Here is a 23,395-nt window from a genome sequence, read left to right on the forward strand (position 1 = left end):
CATCAACAAACAAGAGGAAACACCATGTCCCAAGCCAAGCGCATCGTGCTCGCGTCCCGTCCCGTCGGCGAGCCCAAGCCGTCTGATTTCCGCCTCGAGGAGCACGCCATCCCGACTCCCGGCGCCGGCGAGGTGCTGTTGCGCACGATCTGGCTGTCGCTCGATCCCTACATGCGCGGGCGCATGAGCGACGGGCCGTCCTACGCCCAGCCGGTGCCGGTCGGCGGCGTGATGGAGGCGGGGACCGTGTGCGAGGTGGCGGCCTCCAACAATCCCGGCTTCAAGGCCGGCGACATCGTGCTGGCGCGCGCCGGCTGGCAGACGCATGCGGTCTCCGACGGCAAGGGTCTTGCGAAGATCGACCCGAGCCTCGCGCCGATCTCGACCGCCGTCGGCGTGCTCGGCATGCCCGGCATGACCGCCTACACGGGCCTGCTCGACATCGGCCAGCCCAAGCCGGGCGAGACCGTGGTGGTCGCCGCCGCCTCCGGCGCGGTCGGCTCGGCGGTCGGACAGATCGCCAGGATCAAGGGCGCCCGCGCCATCGGCATCGCCGGCGGCAAGGACAAGTGCGACTACGTGAAATCCGAGTTCGGCTTCGACGACTGTCTCGACCATCGCGACCCCGATCTCGCCGCCAAGCTGAAGGAAGCCTGTCCGAAGGGTATCGACGTCTATTTCGAGAATGTCGGCGGGGCGGTGTTCGAGGCAGTGTTCCCGCTGTTCAACGCCTTCGCGCGCATGCCGGTCTGCGGCCTGATCGCCCATTACAACGATACCCAGTCGGTGGCGCCGAAATGGGCCGGCGCGCTGATGCGCAACGTCCTGACCAAGCGGCTCCTGATCCGCGGCTTCATCGTCTCCGACTTCGCCTCCCGCCACGGCGACTTCCTCAAGGACATGTCGGCCTGGGTCCGCGACGGCAAGGTCAAGTACAAGGAGCACGTCACCGAGGGCCTGGAGAACGCGCCCGCGGCGTTCATGGGCCTGCTCAAGGGCGCCAATTTCGGCAAGCAGCTGGTGCGGGTCGGGCCGGACAAGGCCTGAGCCACACCTGATGTGATTCTTCAGCCTGTCCGCAAAAAAGCGGGAACCACAGCGCCTTATTCGGAGTCCTGAGGGAACCGGTTCATCCACGAGGGCCCGGCATCATGCCGGGCCTTCACTTTTCCCAAGGGGGGATTGTCGATGTCGCTGCCCATGGTGCTGCTGCCCGTTTTCGTCGAGGTTGCACTGACCTTCGCGCTGCTGTTCTGGAATAAGAGGAAGGCGCAAGCCACGGATGCCGCCGATGAATTCGGCCTGCCGACTTTGTTCTATGCCCTGATCGCGCTGGCGCTGCCGCTGCGCCATGCCGATCTGGTGATCGTGCTGCTGTCCTGGGTGTTCGTCGTCACCCGCTTCGTCAATGCCGGCTTTATCAGTGGGGCAGACAAGCGCTCCCTCGCCTGGACCGCCTCTGCGCTGGTGCTGCTGGCGATGTGGCTGTATTTCGCCCTGAAGATGCTTCTCCTGATCTGAGACTGGATACTGAATGACCCCCGCCGCCCGGCTGTCCGCCGCCATCGACATCATCGAGTCCATCGAGTCCCAGCGGGCGCCGGCGGCGAAGGCCTTGAAGGATTGGGGCACCAGCCACCGCTTCGCCGGCTCCGGCGACCGAGCCGCCATTGCCGGCCTGGTCTGGGACGTGCTGCGCCGCCGCGCCTCCAGCGCCTATGTCATGGAGGACGACACCGCGCGGGCGCGGGTGCTCGGCATGCTCAAGCTCGAGCGCGGCCTGGATGTGCCGACCATCGCCGCGATGTGCGACGGCAGCCGCTTCGCGCCGCCGCCGCTCACCGCCGCCGAGGAGAAGGCGCTGGCCTCGCGCACCACCGAGGGCGCGCCGCCGCCGGTCGCCGGCGACTATCCCGACTGGCTCGACCCGTATCTCGCCGCCGTGTTCGGCGACGACCGCGTCGCCGAGGCCATGGCGATGGCCAGCCGCGCGCCGCTCGATTTGCGCGTCAACACGCTGAGAGCGAAGCGCGAGAAGGTGCAGGCCTCGCTGAAGCATCTCGGCGCTCAGCCGACGCCGTGGTCGCCGCTCGGCCTGCGCATCATCCTCGGGGCCGATGCGCGCAATCCCGGCGTCCATGCCGAGGAGGATTTCATCAAGGGCGCGATCGAGGTCCAGGACGAGGGCTCGCAGCTCGCGGCGCTGTTCACCGCGGCCAAGCCCGGCGAGCAGGTCATCGACCTCTGCGCCGGCGCCGGCGGCAAGACCTTGGCGCTGGCCGCGATGATGCAGGGCAAGGGCCGCCTGATCGCCACCGACGCCGACAAGCGCCAGCTCGCGCCGATCCACGAGCGGCTGTCGCGTGCCGGCGTCCACAACGCCGAGATCCGCAGCCCGAAGGGCGACGCCGACCCGCTCGCCGACATCAGCGCCTCCGCTGATCTGGTGGTGATCGACGCCCCCTGCACGGGCACCGGCACCTGGCGCCGCAACCCCGACGCCAAATGGCGCATGCGCCCCGGCGCCCTGGAGATCCGCCTGAAGGACCAGGCCGAGGTGCTCGAGCGCGCCGCGGGCTTGGTCAAGCCGGGTGGCCGCATCGCCTATATCACCTGCTCGGTGCTCCAGCCGGAAAACGGTGACCAGGTGCGGGCGTTCGTGGCGCGCCATCCGGAATTTGCGGTCCAGCCGCCGGAGCAAACCGCCACCGTTCTCTGGGACAAGGCCGAAGCCTTCGCCGAAGCCGCCCTGCAGACCCCCGAAGGCTGGCTGATGACCCCCCGCCGCACCGGCACGGACGGGTTCTTCGTGTCGGTGCTGAAGAAGGCCTAGCTGCCGCGAACACCCTCCGCTGTCGTCCCGGGCAAGCCCCGCGCGCGCAGCGCGTGGTGCGCCGACCCGGGACCCATACTCCGCGGCCGTTATGAGGCGCGAGATGGAGCGGCCAGCGTGCCCGAGCCCCGCATCCTGTGGTTATGGGTCCCGGCTCGGCGCGGTCCGGCGCAATGCTTGCGCATTGCCCGGCCCGATTGGCCGGGACGAAGGCCGGGGCCACAAAACAAGTGTCGGCCCGGGCAAGCCCCGCGCGCGCAGCGCGTGGTGCGCCGACCCGGGACCCATACGCCGCGGCCGTTATGAGGTGCGAGATGGAGCGGCCAGCCTGCCCGAGCCCCGCATCCTGTGGTTATGGATCCCGGCTCGGCGCGGCCCGGCGCAATGCTGCGCATTGCCCCAGCCCGCTTGGCCGGGACGACAGCGGCGGGCGCGGCACGCGCCGGTGAATCGCCCGCTTGCAAGGGTTGCGAGTCCCCCCGCAGCGGCGTAATTCCTTGCCATGACAGCCCCAGCCAACAACACCCCGACCGCCGCCGCCACCGACACCTCCGTGGCCGCGCTCCATGACAAGATCCTGATCGTCGATTTCGGCAGCCAGGTCACGCAGCTGATCGCGCGCCGGGTGCGCGAGGACGGCGTGTATTGCGAGATCGTGCCGTTCCAGAAGGCGGAGGCCGCCTTCCGGCAGATGAACCCGAAGGCCGTGATCCTGTCCGGCGGCCCCGAATCCGTCCACGAGGAAGGCTCGCCGCGCGCCCCGCAACTGATCTTCGATAGTGGCGTCCCCGTGATGGGCATCTGCTACGGCCAGATGACGATGGCCGCCCAGCTTGGCGGCACCGTCGAGGGCGGCCACCACCGCGAGTTCGGCCGCGCCGACGTCGAGGTCAAGACCAACAGCCTGCTGTTCGACGGCGTCTGGCAGAAGGGCGAGCAGCACCAGGTGTGGATGAGCCATGGCGACCGCATCACCCGGATGCCGCCGGGCTTCTCGGTCGCCGGCGTCTCGCCGAACGCGCCCTTCGCCGTGATCCAGGACGAGACGCGCAAGTACTACGGCCTGATGTTCCACCCCGAGGTGGTGCACACGCCCGACGGCGCAAAACTGATCCGCAACTTCGTCCGCAACATCGCCGGTCTCGGCGGCGACTGGACCATGCATGCCTTCCGCGAGGAGGAGATCAAGAAGATCCGCGCGCAGGTCGGCAAAGGCAAGGTGATCTGCGGCCTCTCCGGCGGCGTCGATTCCGCAGTGGCCGCCGTGCTGATCCACGAGGCGATCGGCGACCAGCTCACCTGCGTGTTCGTCGACCACGGCCTGCTCAGGCTCAACGAGGCCGAGACCGTCGTCGATCTGTTCCGGCACCACTACAACATCCCGCTGGTGCATGTGGACGCCTCACAACTCTTCCTCGGCGAGCTCGCCGGCGTCACCGACCCGGAGCAGAAGCGCAAGACCATCGGACGACTCTTCATCGACGTGTTCGAGGCGGAGGCGAAGAAGATCGGCGGCGCCGACTTCCTGGCGCAGGGCACGCTCTATCCCGACGTGATCGAGAGCGTCTCCTTCACCGGCGGCCCCTCGGTGACGATCAAGTCGCACCACAATGTCGGCGGCCTGCCGGCGCGCATGAACATGAAGCTGGTCGAGCCGCTGCGCGAGCTGTTCAAGGATGAGGTCCGCGTGCTCGGCCGCGAGCTCGGCCTGCCCGACGTCTTCGTCGGCCGCCACCCGTTCCCGGGACCGGGCCTCGCCATCCGCTGCCCCGGCGAGATCACGGTCAACAAGCTCGACATCCTGCGCAAGGCCGACGCCATCTACATCGACGAGATCCGCAAAGCCGGCCTCTACGACACCATCTGGCAGGCTTTTGCGGTGCTGCTCCCCGTCAAGACCGTCGGCGTCATGGGCGATGGCCGCACCTACGACTACGTCGTCGGCCTCCGCGCCGTCACCTCGACGGACGGCATGACCGCCGACTTCTATCCCTTCGATATGAAGTTCCTGGGCAACGCGGCGACGCGCATCATCAACGAGGTGAAGGGCGTGAATAGGGTGGTGTACGACGTGACGAGCAAGCCGCCGGGGACGATTGAGTGGGAGTGAGGCATAACGAAGTCATGAAGCATTATTCATTTGCATAGTGAAGTTAGCTTTTAACCGAAGCGTGCGCCTGGGCCTTTCCCATGAATCAAATAAAGCTTGAGCATTTTAGGCGAGCTGTCGCAGACATAAGCGCACACGGCGATAACGACACGCTCCCGTTTGACGTAGATAATCGGTTTATTACCCAACGTCAGGATGATCTGGCCAAGTTAGCTTTTGAGTGGAGCAAGAGGGTTGCCAAGGTCGACAAGAAGACTGCTAGGAGATTGATAGAGGAGTTGCCGGTCTTTTCTGAAAGATTGCTCGTCCCCACTGGCTCCGCCGGATTTCGGATTACTACAAAAATTCATCCCTTCTGGAACATCTATTTTAACGGTTTGGGTATTGCCATTGCTGAGGCTGTCGAACCTAACCGCAGTAGCCGCGCACACTCTTATAGATATATTGCAAGCGGAAGCAGCCTATTTGATCGCGAGGCTTCGTGGCGTTCTTTTCGAGAGGTGGCAATAGCAGACTGCGAGAAAATGTCCGGTTCAGCCGTTGTCGTGCAGACGGACATATCAAGCTTCTACGAACATGTTTCGCACCATCGAATTGAGAATTTAATCGACGATCTCTTTGGTCAGGACTCGAACGTGGCGGTCCAGGTTGACCGTTTTCTCAGCAAGTTCGCTGCCGGAAGATCCTTCGGTTTGCCTGTCGGAGGGCAGTGCTCGAGAATACTCGCCGAACTGCTGATGACCTCGATCGATAGCACTCTTTCTGTCGAAAACATTGTTTGGCGGCGGTATGTTGATGACTTCGTGTTGGTGACGGCCAACCAATCAGAAGCATATCGCGCTCTCTCTATTTTGTCTCATGCGCTTGCCGATTATGGACTAACACTGAATCGTACAAAAACAATCATTATAACGGCGAAGCATTACATTGACTACGTTAGAGCGCAGCTCGGTACCTCGGAAGATAAGGCCAATAAGCTCGCAGAAATTGACCTGCAGTTTGATCCCTATTCTGATACGCCAGAGACCGATTACGACGAACTGAAGGAAATCGTTGAAGGACTAGACATCCAGGCGCTTTTGAATAGCGAGCTTCGTAAGGCGCAGCCAGACACCTTTTTGGTCACCCAGATTGGGCGAACGTTGAGGTTGCATGATCCTGCAGCGGCCTTTCAGCTTTGCAAGACCCTGTTGTCTTCGAGAAACCTTCACGCGTTTCGTGCGTCTTGGTCTACCATCATGAGAGGTGTTTCTTCAGTCTGTGCTGATCCACGCTTCGCGCCAATTCATGCGGGGATAGACCAGTTGCTAGACACGATTCCTGCTCATTCTTCGCATTTGTTGCGCGCTGAAGTTAGCTGCCTCCATTATTTACGCACACTTCGCTTTCGTCGCACTTTGGATAGAGCTGCGTTTGTCCAGAAGGTTCATTCTACAACCTCGTCCGAAACCGTAAAGCGCGCATGCGTTGACTGCTGGCGTCTTTGGAAGGATCGAGCGGCTTTTACAAGACAACGGAACAAGTGGAGTTCCCTAAGCGCTGAGGAGCAGCGTATGCTCTGGCTCTCTGCAGCTCAGTTCGGAGATGAAGGATTCAAGTTTCGAGATCAAGTGAAGAAGAGCATAGTCAACGAATGGCGTCTTGGCATCGAACGTGGGAGTGAACCTACGTTTGCCAATACATACTCCGAATGGACGGAGGGCGATGTTGATGCGTCTGCCACTCAGTGATCCTCGGACAATTGCTAGAGAGATTCCTGGTCTGTTCGATGCGCTCTTCCCGCAGCTTGCTCAGGGCGTTGTTGCTGGTCTGAATCGTCGAGCAGTATCGTTGGACGATTGCGTTGAGGTTCCGCAAGATTTAGTTGATGCGACCAAAATTCAACGGGCGATGCTTTTTGAAGTGGCTGTGGCTGCGGCTGAGCAGTTGATTGAAGGAAGCCAAGCTGTTGATTGGGGTGGGTGTCTACTTACTGCAGTGGCTCGCCAGAGAGAGCATTTCGATGCGAAGCTTCCCGAAGCGCTCTCTGCTGTAGAGAAGGAAGTCTCGTTGAAGGTTGCTGAGAACCTTGTCGCTATTTTAAGGCACGTCAGATTATCCAGTGGAGGTTGGGATCTTGTGCGTGCACCCGCTATTCCAGGCTATCAGTGGGTGGCGTCGGGTGTCGGGGATTTTTCGGTCGGAAGTGCGTTGATTGAAGTTAAATGTACTAACAAGCGCTTTTCTGCTTCCGACTATCGACAAATCTTAACTTATTGGCTTCTCAGCTACTGTGCTGCGCTTGAATCTGGGGCTGTCGAGTGGACTTTTGGATTTCTAGTGAATCCTCGTCTGAATCTGATCGTGCGATTTTCGTTTGATGAGATAATATCGGTAGTCGCTGCAGGTAAATCTAAGATCGATCTGGTGGAACTATTCTCGAGTTTGCTTGAGGATCGAGCTGTTATTAATTCGGCGTGAAGACGCGTCCTGCGAGGTTGAATCAGTGATCTGCTGGTATCCGCTGGATACGCGCTCCTCACCACGAGAATTGAGGGTGCGCTCTACATTCCTTCAGTCTCCTCGCAGTAGTCGGTCAGCTTGATGATCGTTTTGCCCGACGGGCAATCCTCGCATGCCCCGCATGCGCCAACTGCCCGTCGTGCCAGTTTGTCGCGCACTTCTCCCTTGCCACGTCGGGCAAATCACCTCCACATTCTCGCGCATCCCGGCTCGCTGAAGAGGGACGTTTCGCGATCGTCACGAGCGTCGAGCCGGACGATGCGACGGGCGCGTTGCTCTGCAGCCGGGTGTCACAGCCCGCGCCGACGAACGGAGCGAGGCGACGGCGAAATGGTGTGGTCCTGGCATCGCGGTGCTGATGCCAAGCCGGTGGTGATGATGATCCGCCGGCGACGGGGGCAAGACAGCCGATCCCCGGGGAGAGCGCCTATAACCCGTCAAACCGTCGCGCAGGGAAGGCCGGATATTGGGCTGAACCTGTGGTTCTGCCGCGTGCTTTTTGCTGCACGCGGACCGCGGGTATCAGCCGATACCCGGTCTTCCCTGCGCCTCTTCTTCGGACGAAGAGGTCGATTGATGGCAAAGCTCGGGCGAATCTCGCCGCGAGAAAGCCGGGGCATGCCCGTTGTTTGAAACGTGGAGACAGGTGCCAGGACGAGGCGCGCGCGGGTTTTCAGCGCCGATGTCACAGCCGGCCGTGAGCGAGAGCTGGTTCGCCGGTGCGCGGCGGTCTCATGGCCCGCGCAGGCGCTGGGCCAAGCCGGTGAGGCGTTTGCGTGCGACGTCCAGCAGCAGGGCAAGCGCGTTGAGGCGCTGCGGCTCTGGTGTCTCCGTCGGGCCCGCGGTGCCGTTGAGATGCCGGTCGCAGTTCTGCGCGAACGTCGTCGTGATGCGCGACGCCAGATCGCGCACCAGCCCGTCGCGCGCGATCTGCGCCAGCGGGCCGGAGAGGCTGTAGCCGATCGCGAGCGCGACGCGGGTGGCCCGTCCTTCGTCGATCGGAAGCATGCGCCAGCTGATCTGTCCGGAGGTCGAGGTGCGGCTCCGCCGGTCACGTCCCGTGCCGATGAGCCGGCCCGACAAATCCGCCGCATTGCGATCGATGCGCGCAGAACCGCGGAAGACGGCCGACAGCGGGCCGATGGCGACACTGATCGCGCCTTCGATGCGATCGGGCGCAGGGAGATCCGTGATGGTGGCGCCGGGAAAGCATGCGGCGAGGGTCTTGGGCTGACCGAACAGAGCAAAGACCTGCTCTGGCGCGGCGTTCACCGTGAACGACGCATCGAAGCTCTTGGCGGGCATGACCTCGGAAGGATCGAGCGAACCGAGGGCCAGGTCGCCGGAGCGCTTGATGCCCGTCGCCGCTGGCCGTGCTGGCGAGGCCGCGGCCGCGATGGCGCCGGGCTGCGATCCCACCGGGCCGAGCGATGTCCGACCTGCGCCGATCACGGCCGCGATGCCCCGCTGCCGTCGTGCCGCGATCACAGCGCTGACAGCGCGCACGATCCCGGCGTAGCCGGTGCAGCGGCAGAGATTGCCGCTCAGGCCGACACGGATGGCGTGCTCGTCGGCGTGATCGAGGCGCAGCACGAGGTCGCGCGCCGACATGATCATGCCGGGCGTGCAGTAGCCGCATTGCAGGGCATGCTCGCGCGTGAAAGCCACGCGCAGCTCGGCGGCGATCTCATCCTCGTCCAGGCCTTCGATCGTCGTCACGGCAGCGCCAGCGCAGGCCACGGCGAGCGTGATGCAGGAACGGGCCGGAGCGCCGTCGAGCAACAGCGTGCAGGCGCCACAGACACCGTGCTCGCAGCCGAGATGCGTCCCGGTCAGGTCAAGCTGATCACGGAGGACGTCGGCGAGATGGGTGCGAGGTTCGACCGTTGGCTCGATCGCGCTGCCGTTGACGGTGAGCTGGATCTTGTTCACGCGGCCGCCTCCGCGATCGCCCGCGCGAGCACGCTGACATGGATGTGCCGGGCGGCCGGATCGGCCACGCCGGCCTGGATGAGCCGGCGGTCGGCGAGGGCGCGATCGAACTGCGGGGTGAGATGGCTGGTCGCGCCGCCGAACAGGGATGAATCGTCGATGATGATCGGTGTCGTGTCGATGGCGCCGATGACGATGCGGCTGCGGGCGGTGTCGGGCTCGATCAGCACGGCGGCCATTGCATGGGCGAATTCTCCAGGCTTGCGACAGGCCTTGGCGTAGCCGAAGCGTGCCGTGGGTGACAGCGAGGGCAGGCGGATCGCGGTGACCAGCTCGCCGGGACGCAGCGCCGTCTGCAGCACGCCCTGGATGAACTCCGTCACGGCGAGGTCACGCCGTCCCGGCGCGCCTGTCAGTTGCACGCTGGCGCCGAGGGCCGTGAGCGTCGTCACCCAGTCGGCGGCCGGGTCGGCATGACCTAGCGAGCCGCCGATGGTGCCGCGATTGCGCACGGCGCGATAGGCGATGCCACGGGCGATCCGCGGCAAGATGCCATGGGTCACGTCGGGGAGGCGGCCGTCCTCGATGTCGGCATGGGTGACGCAGGCGCCGATCACGAGCGCATCGCCATCGCGCTCGACCGAACGAAGCTCGGCAAGGCCGGCGATGTCGATGATGAGCGGCGGCTGCACGAGACGCAGATTGAGCATTGGACCGAGCGACTGTCCGCCGGCCATGATCCGTGTGCCGTCCTCGGCCTTCGCGAGCAGGCCGACCGCGTCGCTGACGCTCTGGGGACGCGCGTAGTTGAAGGAGGCGGCCTTCACGGCGAGCTCGCCTGTTTCGCTGCCAGCACCGCCGCGACGATCCGGCGCGGCGACAGCGGCGACTGCATCATTTCAGCACCAAGCGGCCGCAGCGCGTCGTTGACGGCGTTGGCGATTGCCGCCGGCGGCGCGATCGCGCCGCCTTCGCCGATGCCCTTGACGCCGAACATCGTGTAGGGCGACGGCGTCTCCATGTGGAACAGGCGCGGCTCCGGGACTTCGGTCGGACCCGGCAGCAGGTAATCGGCCAAGGTTGTCGCCAGCGGCTGCGCGGCATCGTCGAACGGCATCTCCTCGTACAGCGCGGTGCCGATGCCCTGGGCGAGGCCGCCGAGAATCTGGCCGTCGACGATCATCGGATTGACGAGGACGCCGCCGTCCTCGACGACGACGTAGTCGAGCAGCTCGACCTCGCCGAGATCCGGATCGACGGCGACCGTCACGGCATGCGCCGCGTAGGAGAAGGTGCCGCTGTCACGCACCGGCTTGTAGCCGCCGGTCGCCTCAAGGCCCGCCGGATCGACGTCGTTGGGCAGGTCCTGCGGCCGGCGGTACCAGGTGTGAGCGATCTCGGCGAGGCTGACGCTGCCGTTCGGCCCGCAGGCCTGGCCCTCGCGCCACGTGACCGCCTCGGGCGCGAGCTGCAGCAGCTTGGCGCCGATGCGCGTGGCGCGCGCGACGAGTTGCGCGCAGGCCGTGCCCACGGCGCCGCCGGCCATCACCATCGACCGCGAGCCCCAGGTGCCGGTGGAGTAGGGCGTCATCGCGGTGTCGCCAAGCACGACGCGGATCTTGTCGGGATCGACGCCGAGGATCTCGTGCGCGACCTGGGCGAGCGTCGTCTCCAGTCCCTGGCCGTGGGAGTGGACGCCGACACGCAGCTCGAGTCCGCCGTCGGGCGTCAGCCGCGCGGTGGCCTGCTCATGGCCGGGCACCATCGGGATGCCCCACCCGGCATAGACCGAGGTGCCATGCGCGGCCTGCTCGCAATAGATCGACGCGCCGGTGCCGATCAGCCGGCCGTCCGGCTCGCCGCGCTGCTGTCGTGCGCGCACGGCGGGGACATCGACCGCCGTCAGCGCCCGCTGCAGCGCGCCGGGATAGTCGCCGCTGTCGAAATGCTTGTTGGTGATGTTGTCGAACGGCATGTCCTGCGGCTGCACCAGATTGCGCAGCCGGACCTCGCCGGGTTCGAGCCCGGCCTCGGTCGCGACGGCGTCGAGCAGCAGCTCGAGGGCGAAGCAGACGCCGGTGCGGGCGACGCCGCGATACGGCAGGATCGGGCATTTGTTGGTCGCGACCGAGTAGGTCCGGCAGCGATAGGCCGGCATCCGATACGGCCCTGGCAGGATGCTCGCGATCTGCGCCGCTTCGAGGCAGGCCGAAAACGGATAGGACGAATAGGCGCCGGAATCGACCGTGGCCACGCAGTCGATGCCGCGCAGCCGGCCGTCGCGATCGGCGTAGACGGTGATGCGATAGGCGTGCTCGCGGCAATTCGCGCTGGCGCTCAGATGCTCGCGCCGGTCCTCGAGCCAGCGCACCGTCCAGCCCCTGTGCATGGCGAGCCAGCTGAGGCAGACCTCCTCGGGCAGCAGGATGCCCTTGTGGCCAAAGCCGCCGCCGATGTCAGGCGCGATGATGCGGATGCGGCCCTGTTCGATGCCGAGGCAGTCGGACAGACCGTTGCGCACGATGTGCGGCATCTGCGAGCCGGTGTGCAGCGTAAGCTGATCGAGCCGGTAATCGAACGTCGCGACGACACCGCGGCCCTCCAGCGGCGCCATGCACTGGCGTGCGGTCGTGATCTCGCGCGTCACCTTGATCGGCGCGTCAAGCGCGGCTGATATGTCGACCTCGAAGTTGGTTTCCAGGAAGACGTTGTCGCCCCAGTGCTCGTGCACCAGCGCGCTGCCAGCCTCGCGCGCCAGGCGCATGTCGTGCACCGCCGGCAGCGGTTCCAGGTCGAGCTCGACCGCCGCGGCGATGTCCTCCGCTTCGGCGCGGCTGCGGGCGACGCACATCGCCACAAGCTCGCCGACATGGCGCACCTTGCCGGTCGCCAGCACCGGCTGCTCGGAGATCTTGAAGCCGGGCAGGCCGGAGACCGCGCGGATCGGGTTGATGCCAGTGAGGTCATCGGCCGTGAACACGACGTCGCGGTAATTAGCGGGAACGTGGATCGCCTTGATCCTGGCGTGCGCGATCGGGCTGCGCACGAAGGCGACGTCCTTCAGTCCCGGCAGCCTGATGTCGGCGACGTACTGACCGCGGCCGCGCAGAAAACGATCGTCCTCCTTGCGCGGCAAGCGCGCGCCGACACCGCGCGGCGCGCGGGCATCCGAGGCGGTCGAGGCCGCGTCCGTCACGTCAGGCCGCGACCGCTGCGGGCAGGATCGGCGCCGTGGCGTCGTGCCGGACGCCGGCGCGCAGGCAGCACACCGGCTGCAGCAGCTTCTCGGCGATCACCTCGGTCTTCTCGTTGTCGCGCAGCACGAAACGGCCCTGCTGCTCGCGGAGCACGCTCACATCAGCCTCCATGCCTGGACGCAGCGCGCCGATCTGATCGGACAGGCCGAGCATGGCGGCGGGGTTCGACGTCACCATCGGCACGACCTGCTCCAAGGTCAGGCCAAGCGCGACCATCGAGCTCATCGCCTGCACGAGGCTGAACTTGGCTTGGCCCGCGAATGGATGGTTCTCGTCGTCGGCATGCTCGTCCGGGGTGCCCGCGGGCGCCGGCACATGGGTGTTGTAGCCGTGGATGTCGGCGCCGAGCGTATGCGGCACGATGCCGGCGTCGATCGCCTTGCGTGCCAGGCGGTAGGAGAAATGGCTGCCATGGCCGACGTCGACCTTGAGCCCGCGATCGAGCGCGGCCTGGATCACCGGATGCACCTCGCCCTTGGTGTTGACGAAGCCGCCGGGATGCCGGGTGAACGGATGCGCCAGCACGTCGCCCGGACGCAGCAGCGGGATCACGCGCTCCAGGATGGTGTCGACATCCTCGCCATTGGTGCCGCTTGCGGGCAGTCCCCACAGTTGGCCGAAATGGACGTAAACGGGAAGCTCGGCGCGGCGGCCGATCTCGGCCGCCATCTCGATGACACGGATGCCCCAGCGCGCGAAGCCGCCGATCTCGGCATGCGCCTTGATGCCGCGAACGAGGTCACGGTTGGCGACCGCCGATTTCACCGTCGCATCGATGTCGACGCAATCCGGCCGGTAGAGATCGGGATAGTAGTGGCCCTCGAGGCCGCCGACCAGATAGGCCGACAGGAAGGCATAGACGCGCGATTGCGCCTGATCTGCGACGAAGTGACGGAAGCCGGGCAGGGTCATGCAGGACGGGCCGCCCTGGTCGATCAGGCTGGTGACGCCCGACTGCACGCCGACCATGTCCGCGTTCATGCCGAAGCGGCCGGTGACGTATTGATAGACATGGGCGTGGGTGTCGATCAGTCCCGGAAGCACGAGCTGGCCGCTGACATCGATGACGTCCTTGGCGCTGGTCGGCAGAATGTCGGATTGGACGGCCGCGATGCGGCCGTTGCGGATGGCGACGTCTCTCAAGCCATCGATGCCGGAAGCGGGGTCAATGACGCGGCCGCCGCGCAGCAGCAGGTCGAACGAGGCGCTCACGGACATGCAAGGTCTCCTTTCCGGGCGGGATGTCTGTCCCGGTCAAAACCTTCCTCGACGAGCCGGCGCGGACGATCCGCCGGCCAATTACGAAGCATGCTTCGCATTACATCAAGATCCGTGCCATAGACAGCTTGAAATTGATGCAGTGTGATGAGTGCTTATGCGGGGAGTCGTTCGATGGCCGGAAGGAACAAGCCGAAAGCCGATGGATCATCTTGGCCGCTCGAGGGACGTCCAGGCTATCTGATTAGGCGGCTGCACCAGATCCACGTCGCGCTATTCCAGGAGAAATGCGCCGCCTATGAGATCACGCCGTTACAGTACAGCCTGTTGACGGCGCTGGCGAAACGCGGGACGGCGGACCAGACGGCGCTGGCACAGGACATCGCCCTCGACCGGACCACCACGACCGGCGCGCTGAAGCGGCTGCAGGCGCGCGGCTTGATCGATCGCAGCGTCGGGCCGCACGACCGGCGGTCGCGCACCTGCCGCCTGACCAGTTCCGGCCTCGCATTGCTGCGCAAGATCGAGCGGCCGGCGCGGGCGGCGCATCTCGCGACGGTCGCGGATCTGACCAAGGTCGATCAGAAGCGGTTCATTGCCATGATGCAGACGATCGTCAAGGCACAGGAGCAAAGGCTCGATGCGACGAGGTCGCCCGACTGACGGCAACCGATGGCGATGAGCTCCGATTAGATAATGGGCATGGTGCTGCCCGAAAAGCAGCGCGTCATCGGAGCGCGGTATCCGGCCATGGCGTTCGTTGCGCCAACTACGAAGCATGCTCCGCATTTTCGCGCTGCGGCGTTTTGTCCGCAAACGGCGCATCTGCCAGCCCAATTTCCGCTGACGCCATCGTGGACGCCGATGCGCAGACGTTGCGCTGCGCGTGGCAGGGCGGCTTCTGGCATGTCCCTTGCTGACATGACCGACGACAGCTGCGCGTAAGCCGCGGCGAAATGAATCCGGGGCGGCGACATCGATGTCGCGGCGTGGAGTAAGCGATGCGATGTCTGCCGCGGCGCAACCCGCCGATCATTGCTCGGGCCAAGAGCGTTCGTGCGCCGTGGTGCGTTGCGCATGACGCGACGGGAGCACCCTAATGCCGGAGCATGCTGATGTCATTGCGACACGCTTCGGAGATGGCGGGCCCGACGGCGGCGACGCCGAGTCCAGCGCATTTTTGCACGGCGTGCTGTCCCGCAAGACGGTGCGCCGCTATAGCGACCGGATGCCGGAAGAGGGGCTGCTCGATCTGCTCGTCGCCTGCGCGCTGAGCGCCTCGGCCAAGTCGGATTTCCAGCAGGCCTCGATCATGCGCGTGCGTGACGCGGAGAAGCGGGCGGCGATCGGCAGACTGTTTCCGAGCATGCCCTGGATCGGAGTGTCGCCGGCGTTCTTCGTGTTTCTGGGCGATGCGCGGCGGCTGCAGCGGATCGGCGAACTGCGTGCCAAGCCCGTCAAGAACGGGACCCTGGAGGGCTTTTTCAACGCCTCGGTCGACGCCGCGCTGGCGCTGCAGACGATGATCCTGTGCGCTGAGTCGGCCGGTCTCGGAACCTGTCCGATCAGCGTCATCCGCAACGAGATCGACACGGTCGCCAAGGTGCTGGAACTACCCGACATGGTGTTTCCGGTCGCCGGGTTGTGTCTCGGTTATCCCGCTGTGGAGGGCCATGTCAGCCTGCGGCTGCCGCGCAGCATCACCACGCATGTCGACCGCTACGGCGACGATGCTCTGCCCGCCGCGCTCGACGATTACGACCGCCGGCGTCATGCGCGGCATGCCATTCCGAAAGAGCAGCAGCGCGGCAATGCCGAGTTTGGCGAGGCCGAGTTCTACGGCTGGTCCGAGGACAAGGCGCGGCAGGCCGCCAAGGCGGAGGGCGCGGCCTTCCCACCCTATCTGCGCGCGCACGGCTTCAGCTTCGACTGATCAGTTTCATATGAGGAGATGTGAGATGACCAAGCCTTCGTTTCTCCGCCTGTCGGCGCCGTCGCGGCGCGTCGCGCTGGCCCTGCTGGCGGCCGCGCTGACGCTGCCGGCCGCGTTCACCGCCAAGGCCGGCAGCATGGACGAGATCAAGAAGCGGGGCCTCATCGTTGCCACCGAGGACGACTTCCGGCCCTTCGAGTTCGTCAAGGACGGCAAGCCGACCGGCTTCGACAACGAATTGATCGAGGATCTGCGCAAATATGCGCCGTTCGAGATCAAGCAGCAGATCCTGCCCTGGACCGGCATCCTGGCCGGCGTCTCCACCGGCAAATACGACGTCGCCATCACCGCGGCGATCATCACCAAGGAACGCAAGAAGTCGCTCGACTTCACCAGCCCGATCGCCGACGCGACGCATTATTACGTCAAGCGCAAGGACGACAAGAGCATCAACGCGATCAAGGATCTCAGCGGCAAGACGGTCGGCGTTCAGGCCGGCAGCGCGCTGCTGGGGCGGCTGCCCGAGCTCCAGGCGATGCTGGAGAAGGAGGGCGGCAAGCTCGGCAAGGTGGTCGAATACACCTCCTATCCGGAAGCCTATCAGGATCTCGCGCTCGGCCGCGTCGACTACGTCGTCAACACGATCATCAACATCAAGGCGCTGGTCGCCGAGAAGCCCAACGTGTTCGCGGTCGGCCAGCCCGTCTCCGGCAAGTCGTATCCGGCCTGGGCGGTCGCGAAAGGCAATACTGAGCTGGTGGAATTCCTGAACGGCTTCATCGCCAAGGAGAAGGAAAACGGGCGCTTCGCCGAGTTGCAGAAGAAGTGGTTCGGCGAAGCCTTCCCTGATCTGCCGGTCACGTTCGAGCCGGAATTCTGACGGCGCGGCGAGGGCAATTCATGTGCGGGTGGCGATCGCTGCGCGCCCGTCCGCTTGACGGTCGCGTGGTCCTCCAGCGGGCGCGGTCGGCCGGTGCAGGGCGCCGGCCGCCGCGCGGCGCTGCGGATGGATGGTCATGAGCGCGGCCGACGTCCTGGCCATCCTGCAGGGCGCCGTGGTCACGGTGACGCTGTCCTTCGTCGGCATCGTGATCGGGCTTCCCATCGGATTGGGTCTCGCGCTGTTGCGCTGGGCCGACGTGCCGGTGATCGCACGGATCGTGGCCGTCTACGTCTCGGTCCTGCGCGCGACGCCGCTCGTCACCCTGCTGCTGCTGTTGTTCTTCGCGCTGCCCAATATCGGGATCGCAATCGGGCCGGTGTCGGCGGCGATCCTGGCGCTGGTGATGAATACCTCGGCGTTCAACTGCGAGGTCTGGCGCGCCGCCCTGATGAATTTTCCCAAGGAGCAGTACGAGGCGGCGCAGTCCGTGGGCATGCATGCGAGCCTGCGCTTCCGCCGCATCGTGCTGCCGCAGATCGTGCGGGTCAGTCTCCCTGGCCTGGTCAACGAGATGTCGTTGCTGATCAAGGTGACGCCGGTGCTTGCGGTCGTCGGCGTCGTCGACATCACCCGCGCGGCGGTGCGCATCGGTGCCGAGACCTATGAGCCGCTGCCGCCGTTCCTGGTGGCGATCGCGATGTATGCGCCGATCGTGTTCGCGCTCGTCTCCCTGCAGCGCTTCATCGAGAAGCGCCAGCGCGCAAGCGAGGCGGCATGATCCGGGATTTCGCCATCGTCTGGAGCGAGCGGGATCTGCTGCTGAGCGGGCTCGGCAATACCACGATCCTGTCGGTGCTGTCGGCCATCGCAGGCCTCGTGATCGCGTTCGTGCTGACGCCGGCGCTGATGTCGCAGCGGCGCTGGCTGGCGCTCACCGTGCGCGTGTTCGTCGACGGCATGCGCTGCGTGCCGTTCCTGCTGTTCGCTTATATCGTCTACTATGGCTTGCCCTCGTTCGGCATCCGGCTCGACAACTGGAGCTCGGGACTGGTGGCGCTGACCGTCTATCACGCCGCTTACCTGGCTGAGATCCTGCGTGGCGCCTGGGCGGCACAGCCGCGCGAGCCGCTCGAGGCCGGTGTCGCCTTCGGCTTCTCCGGGGCGCGATTGTTCCGCCGCATCATCCTGCCGCCGCTGCTGCTCGCGGCTGGGCCCGTCATCGGCAACCAGATGATCCAGATCGTCAAGGACAGCGCCTTTCTCACCATCATTGCGTTGCCCGAGCTGACGCATGCCGCAAGCTCGATCCAGTCGCGCCACTACGTGCCGTTCGCCGCCTTCATCACCGCCGTGGTCCTCTATTGGGGCCTCTGCCTGGTGATCGAAGCCGCCGTCAGCGGCATCGACCGGCTGGCGGCGGCGCGGCGCTGAAAGGAACCTGGGATGACCGACGACATGGCCGTGCTCGACGTCGCCGGCATCTCCAAGCGCTTTGGCGAATTGGAGGTGCTCTCCGACATCAGCTTCACGGTGACGCGTGGCGAGACGGTCTGCGTGCTCGGCCCGTCCGGTTCCGGCAAGTCGACCCTGCTTCGTTGCATCAACTGGCTGGAGCGGCCCGACGCCGGACAGATCTATCTCAATGGCGACCGCATCGGCATCAACAATGGCGGTGTCGTGATGTCCGATCGCGAGCTGTCGCGAGTTCGCACGCGGATCGGCATGGTGTTTCAGCATTTCGCGCTGTGGCCGCATTTGACCGTCCTTCAGAATCTCATGGAGGCGCCGGTGCAGGTGCAGAAGCGCCCCGTGGCCGAGGTGCGCGAGGAGGCGATGGCGCTGCTCGCCAAGGTCGGGCTCTCCGACAAATGCGATGTGTTCCCGGCGCGGCTGTCCGGCGGCCAGAAGCAGCGCGTCGGAATTGCGCGGGCGCTGGCGATGAAGCCGGATGTTCTCTTGTTCGACGAGCCGACCAGTGCGCTCGATCCGGAGCTGGTCGGCGAGGTGCTGGTGGTGATGCGCGAGCTCGCGCGCGAAGGGCGCACGATGGTGATCGTGACCCACGAGATGGGTTTTGCCCGCGACGCCGCCACCCGCATCCTGTTTCTCGATCGCGGCCGCGTCGTCGAGACCGGGCCGCCGGAGCGCTTCTTCGTCAACCCGGACACCGAGCGCGCGCGCCAGTTCATTCAGCGCTACGCCGCCGGATAGCCAAGAGAACAGCGAGGACACGCCATGGATCCGATCTATCATCTGCTTCCCGACGCGCCGAAGCCGGTCACGCCCTACAGCCATGCGGTGCAGGCAGGCCCGTTCCTGTTCGTCACCGGCCAGCTGGCGACCGATCCCGATGACGATTCGCTGCCGCTTCCCGACGGTATCGAGGCGCAGACCTGCAAGGTGATGGACAATCTCGCGCGGGTGCTGAAGGGCTGCGGCATGAACTTCTCGAACGTCGTGTTCGCCCGCATCTACCTGACCGATTTCAAGCGCGACTACGCGCCGATGAACGCGATCTTCTCGAGTCATTTCGACGATGCGCACCGGCCGGGCCGCACCACGATCGGGGTCTGCGACCTCGCGCGCGGCGGCATCGTCGAGATCGACCTGGTCGCCTACAAGCCGTGATGGAGAGTGCAATGGAGCTGATCGAAATTCCCGCGCGGCGCGGCAAGGCGGCCTTTGTCGGGGCGGGGCAGGTCATCACCGTGATCAACACCCACGGCGAGCAGGTGGTCGACACCTGGGCCTTCAACCGCGCCGACCTGTCTGAGTTCATGTCGAACGAGCACACGCGGGCACATTCGCTGCATCTGGTGCCGCGGCCGGGCGACGTGCTCCGGACCAATATGCGCCGGCCGATCCTGACCTTGGTCGAGGACACCTCGGGCGGCATCCACGACACGCTGATCGCGGCCTGCGACCGCCATCGCTACGCGTTCCTCGGACACGAGGGCCACCACGACAATTGCACCGACAATCTGTTTGCCGGCATGGCGGAGCTTGGCTTGACGCCGCCGGAGGTGCCGAGCCCGCTCAACCTGTTCATGAACATTCCGTGGGATGCCGAGGGCACGCTCGGCTTTGCCGCGCCGCCGCGCCCCGTTCCTGGCGGCCATGTGCGCTTGCGCGCGGAGATGGACCTGGTGATCGCGTTCTCGGCCTGTCCGCAGGACATCCTGCCGATCAACGGCAAGGCGGGGCAGCCGGTCGAGGCGCATTTCACGGTGACATCAGCATGAGCGCAGAGAGCATGGCGGAGCGTGCCGCCGCCAACCGCCGCCGCTATGAGGAGCTGCGTGCGGCTGGGCAAGAGCTGAAGCAACTGCCGCCGCCGACGGCGCTCGATGGCGCGCCGATCGCGGACGACGCAATCGTCCGGAGCGAGCAGGTGCCGTCCGGCTGGCACACGACGGTGCGGCTGTCGCGCGGCGAGGCGTTGCGCATCATCGATGATCAGGGGCGCTCGAGCGTATCGCTGCTGGCATGGCGCGCCGAGGATCCGAGCGAACGGATCAACTGCGCCGACACCGTGAAGGTACAATGGAGCGCAGCGCTGTCGAAGGGCCGGATGATCCTGTCGGACATGGGACGGGTGCTGCTGTCGGTGATCGAGGATACCTCAGGTGCGCACGATCTTCTGGTCGGCGGCTCGACCGCGGACTCGACGCTCGCGGCCTATGGCGAGGTGACGCGCAACACGCAGGCGAACTTCATCTCCGCCGCTGCCAAGATCGGACTGGGCGTGCGCGACATCCCGCCCTGCGTGACCTTCTTTGCGCCCGTGACGACGGACGTGACCGGGCGGTTCGTCTGGCACGCCGCGCGCAAGCGACCCGGCGATTTCGTCGATCTGCGCGCCGAGATGAACCTGATCGTCGCGGTCTCCAACTGCGCCCATCCGCTCGATCCGGCACGGCCGGTGGCGAGCGCGCCGATCACCCTGATCCGGCATCGGCTGCCGCCGCCCGCGGCCGATGACGTCTGCCGCACGGCGTCAGCGGAAGCGTCGCGCGCCTACGCCTTCACCGATCAGCTGTTCGCCTGAGGAGCGCTCATGTCGCCGACCGATCCGGACCGCATCGTCTATGTCTTCGACATTCCCGCCGAGCAGCCCTGGTCACGGGTGCTGAACAAGGGCCAGACGCTGCGCATCATCGACAGCGAGGGCGAGCAGGCGGTGGACGCGCTGATGTATGCCGCCGATGACACCGCCGAGCGCTACAGCGCGCAGGACACGTTGCGCGTCCAGGGCTCGGCCTATCTCGAGCTCGGGACGCGGCTGATCTCCAACCGCGGCCGGGTGATGGCGCGGATCACCGCCGACACCTGCGGCCGCCATGACACCTCGGCGGGCTGCTGTTCGTGCGAGAGCAATGCCGTCCGCTTCGGCGAGGCGACCCGCTACCTGCACGCCTGTCGGGAGAACTTCATCCTGGAGCTGTCGCGCTACGGCCTGACCAAGCGCGACATCGTCTCCAACCTGAACTTCTTCATGAACGTGCCGATCGACCCAAACGGCAATTTCACCGTGCTGGACGGCCCCTCGGCGGCCGGCAACTACGTCGACGTCACTGCGGAGATGGACGTGTTGTTCGTGATCTCGAATTGTCCGCAGGTCAACAATCCCTGCAACGGTTTCGATCCGACACCAATCCGCGTGGAGATCAGGCAGGCCTCTGTGCCATGAAAGCTGTCAATTCTGCTCGCAAGCTCGCTTGATCGATGTTGCATCAAGCTTGAGAGGCTCAACTTGCTTCGTCGCGCAGGTGATACCAGCGATAGAGCAGGCGCTGGCCGATGCGTCGGAACGGCGCGAAGGGATGCGTCGGCAGCGGCGAGGTGAAGATCGGCAGGTCCTGTCCCTTGAACGATTGGCCCGCCAGCATCTGCGCCATGCGGCGGCCAGCCTGCGCCGAATAGGATACGCCGTTGCCGCCATAGCCGAGCGCATAGACCAGCTTCGCCTTGGGATCGGGACGCACGATGCGCGGCATCATGTCGTGGCTGACATCGACCCAGCCCCACCAGGAGTAATCGATCTCGATGCCCGTGAGTGCGGGAAACTTGCGGTGCAGGCCGTCGATCAGGAGCTGGAGGTGCCGGTCATGCGTGGCATCGGCGCCGGTGATGGCGCTTCGGCTGCCGATCTGAACCCGGTCGTCCGGCAGCAGCCGGTAGTAGAAGCGCAAGGTGCGCGTGTCCGTGATCACCTGCCGCGTCTTGAAGCCGGTCGCAGCAAGCTCGGCCGCGGAGAGTGGCCGCGTCACCAATGAATTCGACAGGATCGGCATGCAGCGGCCCGACAATTCCGGCGTCAGCCCGAGCGACGTATAGGCCCCCGTGGCGATGCCGACGCCGTTCACGCTGACGGCGCCGCCGGGCGTATGCAGAACGAATCTGCCGTTGGACTGCTCGATGCGTGTCACGGGGCTTGCGGTATGAACCCGCACGCCGAGCGCGCGCGCCATCTGCAAATAGCCGAAGGCGAGCTTGGCCGGATGCACGCCGGTTCCGAGCGGCTCGTGCACCGCGCCGACGGCCTCGGCCTCGTTGACGAAGTCGCTTGCCAATTCCTCGCGCGAGATGACGCGCGAGGCGTAGCCGAACACGTCATTCAGCACCTTCGACTCCGCCGCGATCTTGTCGAGATTGCGCTGGCGGTGAGCGACGTAGAGGTGCCCACCGCGCTGCGGCTCGACATCGACAGGGCTCGATCGCACCAGCTCCTCGAAGGCCTCGAACCCTTCGGACACCTCGGCATGCATGCGCTTGGCGACGTCGAGGCCCCAGCGCCGGATCCATTGCGAGCGCGTCAGGCGGCCCGAGGCATTCTGTGCCTGGCCGCCATTGCGCGTGCTGCAGCCCCAGGCCACGCGGTTGGCCTCGAGCACGATCGCCTTGATGCCGTGCTCGCGCGCCAGGAAGATCGCGCAGGCAAGACCGGTATAGCCCGAGCCGATGATGGCGACATCGGCCGTCGTGTCGGTCGTGATCGGACCGTCGCTCTCCGGAGGGGTGCCAGCCGTTGCGATCCAGTAGGTCGGAGCGTAGTCGCGGTTGCGACCCGGGCCGTCGGCGACCAGCGGGTCGTAATGGGGATCATACGCAGCCGTGGGCAAAGCATGCATGTTCATCGCGCGGCACTCGCGCTCGTGGCCGGCTGCGGCGGGCGGTCCTTGCGGAAGGCGCTCTTCGTACAGATTTTGTCGCCGCGGAAGCCGAACAGGTCGCAGCCCTGCACCTCGATGCGCCGGCCGTCCGGTGCAGTTCCACGGAAGATCCATTCGGACAGGGCCCGATCGCCGAACACCGTATGGCGCGTGCACTCCCAGCTGACGTCGGGCATGCCGCCCCAGGTCGCTTCGAACGCGGCGCGCACATCGGCTGCGCCGCTGATGCGACGGCCGCAGCTGTCGGGCCCTGCGGCCGCGTCGAACACGATGTCGTCGGTCATGCAGGCCATCACGCCTGCGCCATCGTGCCGGTTGAAGGCGGCGAACAGATTATCGAGCAGTTCGCTGCGGACGGTTTCGAGATCGGCCATGTCATGTCCTTGCGCATCGCGCCGCGGCTGGAGCTTGGCTCGCATGTGCCACGCGATCGGCTGGAGGCCCTAGAACCAGAGCGCGCGACCTCTGCGGCCAGAACTGGCCCGATGGTGGGGCGCCGGCTGGCCCTTTCATCACCATGGCGGAGTTGCTGACTGGCCGGATGATGCCGCCTT

22 protein-coding genes are annotated in these 23,395 nt (G+C 65.5%); 16 read left to right on the forward strand and 6 right to left on the reverse strand.

The features are described from left to right. Positions 1 to 24 precede the first annotated feature (24 nt). The 6 genes from QX010_RS25605 to QX010_RS25630 all read left to right on the forward strand — a co-directional run bounded on the left by QX010_RS25605 (position 25) and on the right by QX010_RS25630 (position 7,403). Positions 25 to 1,047: an NADP-dependent oxidoreductase gene (locus tag QX010_RS25605; RefSeq protein ID WP_316182665.1), complete on the forward strand. Its 1,023-nt coding sequence runs from the start codon at positions 25 to 27 to the stop codon at positions 1,045 to 1,047. 141 nt (positions 1,048 to 1,188) lie between these two features. After that, positions 1,189 to 1,521: an MAPEG family protein gene (locus QX010_RS25610; protein ID WP_315805034.1), complete on the forward strand. Its 333-nt coding sequence runs from the start codon at positions 1,189 to 1,191 to the stop codon at positions 1,519 to 1,521. A gap of 13 nt (positions 1,522 to 1,534) precedes the next feature. Then, entirely contained in the window at positions 1,535 to 2,833 is a 1,299-nt protein-coding gene (locus QX010_RS25615; protein WP_316182667.1) for an RsmB/NOP family class I SAM-dependent RNA methyltransferase, read from the forward strand. Between the two features lie 502 nt (positions 2,834 to 3,335). Beyond that, positions 3,336 to 4,943, forward strand: coding sequence for a glutamine-hydrolyzing GMP synthase (gene guaA, locus QX010_RS25620; RefSeq protein WP_316182668.1), 1,608 nt, complete (start codon positions 3,336 to 3,338; stop codon positions 4,941 to 4,943). A gap of 80 nt (positions 4,944 to 5,023) precedes the next feature. Next, complete coding sequence (locus tag QX010_RS25625) at positions 5,024 to 6,673, forward strand: RNA-directed DNA polymerase (RefSeq protein ID WP_316182669.1); 1,650 nt, start codon at positions 5,024 to 5,026, stop codon at positions 6,671 to 6,673. Then, the gene (locus QX010_RS25630) at positions 6,648 to 7,403 is read left to right on the forward strand and encodes a hypothetical protein (protein ID WP_316182671.1); all 756 of its coding nucleotides are present in this window, start codon (positions 6,648 to 6,650) and stop codon (positions 7,401 to 7,403) included. The genes QX010_RS25625 and QX010_RS25630 overlap by 26 nt, the downstream gene beginning before the upstream one ends. A 774-nt stretch (positions 7,404 to 8,177) precedes the next feature. Here the strand turns inward: QX010_RS25630 and QX010_RS25635 are convergent. The 4 genes from QX010_RS25635 to QX010_RS25650 are packed head-to-tail and all read right to left on the reverse strand — an operon-like array spanning position 8,178 to position 13,852. Beyond that, positions 8,178 to 9,377 carry a 2Fe-2S iron-sulfur cluster-binding protein gene (locus QX010_RS25635; RefSeq protein WP_316182673.1) on the reverse strand — a complete coding sequence of 400 codons (1,200 nt, stop codon included), beginning with the start codon at positions 9,375 to 9,377 and terminating at the stop codon, positions 8,178 to 8,180. After that, positions 9,374 to 10,204, reverse strand: a complete 831-nt coding sequence (locus QX010_RS25640) for an FAD binding domain-containing protein (protein ID WP_316182674.1) — start codon at positions 10,202 to 10,204, stop codon at positions 9,374 to 9,376. The genes QX010_RS25635 and QX010_RS25640 overlap by 4 nt, the downstream gene beginning before the upstream one ends. After that, positions 10,201 to 12,573 (reverse strand): xanthine dehydrogenase family protein molybdopterin-binding subunit, encoded by a 2,373-nt coding sequence (locus tag QX010_RS25645; protein ID WP_316182676.1) that lies wholly within the window; start codon positions 12,571 to 12,573, stop codon positions 10,201 to 10,203. The genes QX010_RS25640 and QX010_RS25645 overlap by 4 nt, the downstream gene beginning before the upstream one ends. Position 12,574: 1 nt before the next feature. Further along, positions 12,575 to 13,852 (reverse strand): amidohydrolase/deacetylase family metallohydrolase, encoded by a 1,278-nt coding sequence (locus QX010_RS25650; RefSeq protein ID WP_316182678.1) that lies wholly within the window; start codon positions 13,850 to 13,852, stop codon positions 12,575 to 12,577. 174 nt (positions 13,853 to 14,026) lie between these two features. Here QX010_RS25650 and QX010_RS25655 point away from each other — a divergent pair, with 174 nt between their 5' ends. The 10 genes from QX010_RS25655 (at position 14,027) to QX010_RS25700 (ending at position 21,358) form a co-directional block, all read left to right on the forward strand. Next, a complete protein-coding gene (locus QX010_RS25655; RefSeq protein WP_316182680.1) occupies positions 14,027 to 14,515 on the forward strand; it encodes a MarR family winged helix-turn-helix transcriptional regulator in 489 nt (162 codons plus the stop codon). A 436-nt stretch (positions 14,516 to 14,951) separates the two neighbouring features. After that, the gene (locus QX010_RS25660) at positions 14,952 to 15,785 is read left to right on the forward strand and encodes a nitroreductase family protein (RefSeq protein WP_316182682.1); all 834 of its coding nucleotides are present in this window, start codon (positions 14,952 to 14,954) and stop codon (positions 15,783 to 15,785) included. Positions 15,786 to 15,810: 25 nt separating this feature from the next. Beyond that, positions 15,811 to 16,665 carry a transporter substrate-binding domain-containing protein gene (locus QX010_RS25665; RefSeq protein WP_315805024.1) on the forward strand — a complete coding sequence of 285 codons (855 nt, stop codon included), beginning with the start codon at positions 15,811 to 15,813 and terminating at the stop codon, positions 16,663 to 16,665. Between the two features lie 136 nt (positions 16,666 to 16,801). Then, a complete protein-coding gene (locus QX010_RS25670) occupies positions 16,802 to 17,446 on the forward strand; it encodes an amino acid ABC transporter permease (protein ID WP_316182684.1) in 645 nt (214 codons plus the stop codon). Further along, the gene (locus tag QX010_RS25675) at positions 17,443 to 18,099 is read left to right on the forward strand and encodes an amino acid ABC transporter permease (RefSeq protein WP_316182685.1); all 657 of its coding nucleotides are present in this window, start codon (positions 17,443 to 17,445) and stop codon (positions 18,097 to 18,099) included. The genes QX010_RS25670 and QX010_RS25675 overlap by 4 nt, the downstream gene beginning before the upstream one ends. Positions 18,100 to 18,111: 12 nt before the next feature. Beyond that, positions 18,112 to 18,879: an amino acid ABC transporter ATP-binding protein gene (locus QX010_RS25680; protein WP_316182687.1), complete on the forward strand. Its 768-nt coding sequence runs from the start codon at positions 18,112 to 18,114 to the stop codon at positions 18,877 to 18,879. A 24-nt stretch (positions 18,880 to 18,903) separates the two neighbouring features. Beyond that, positions 18,904 to 19,296: a RidA family protein gene (locus QX010_RS25685; RefSeq protein WP_316182689.1), complete on the forward strand. Its 393-nt coding sequence runs from the start codon at positions 18,904 to 18,906 to the stop codon at positions 19,294 to 19,296. 11 nt (positions 19,297 to 19,307) lie between these two features. Further along, entirely contained in the window at positions 19,308 to 19,910 is a 603-nt protein-coding gene (locus QX010_RS25690; RefSeq protein ID WP_316182693.1) for an urea carboxylase-associated family protein, read from the forward strand. Beyond that, the gene (locus QX010_RS25695) at positions 19,907 to 20,716 is read left to right on the forward strand and encodes an urea amidolyase associated protein UAAP1 (RefSeq protein ID WP_316182694.1); all 810 of its coding nucleotides are present in this window, start codon (positions 19,907 to 19,909) and stop codon (positions 20,714 to 20,716) included. Before QX010_RS25690 ends, QX010_RS25695 begins: the two co-directional genes overlap by 4 nt. A 9-nt stretch (positions 20,717 to 20,725) precedes the next feature. Further along, positions 20,726 to 21,358 (forward strand): urea amidolyase associated protein UAAP2, encoded by a 633-nt coding sequence (locus QX010_RS25700; RefSeq protein ID WP_316182696.1) that lies wholly within the window; start codon positions 20,726 to 20,728, stop codon positions 21,356 to 21,358. Between the two features lie 58 nt (positions 21,359 to 21,416). Here QX010_RS25700 and QX010_RS25705 read toward each other — a convergent pair whose 3' ends face one another. After that, positions 21,417 to 22,805: an FAD-binding oxidoreductase gene (locus QX010_RS25705; protein WP_316182698.1), complete on the reverse strand. Its 1,389-nt coding sequence runs from the start codon at positions 22,803 to 22,805 to the stop codon at positions 21,417 to 21,419. Next, complete coding sequence (locus tag QX010_RS25710; RefSeq protein WP_315805015.1) at positions 22,802 to 23,215, reverse strand: nuclear transport factor 2 family protein; 414 nt, start codon at positions 23,213 to 23,215, stop codon at positions 22,802 to 22,804. The genes QX010_RS25705 and QX010_RS25710 overlap by 4 nt, the downstream gene beginning before the upstream one ends. Positions 23,216 to 23,395 lie beyond the last annotated feature (180 nt).

The sequence above is a fragment of the Bradyrhizobium sp. SZCCHNRI1009 genome (assembly GCF_032487575.1).
Classification (GTDB): Bacteria; Pseudomonadota; Alphaproteobacteria; order Rhizobiales; family Xanthobacteraceae; genus Bradyrhizobium.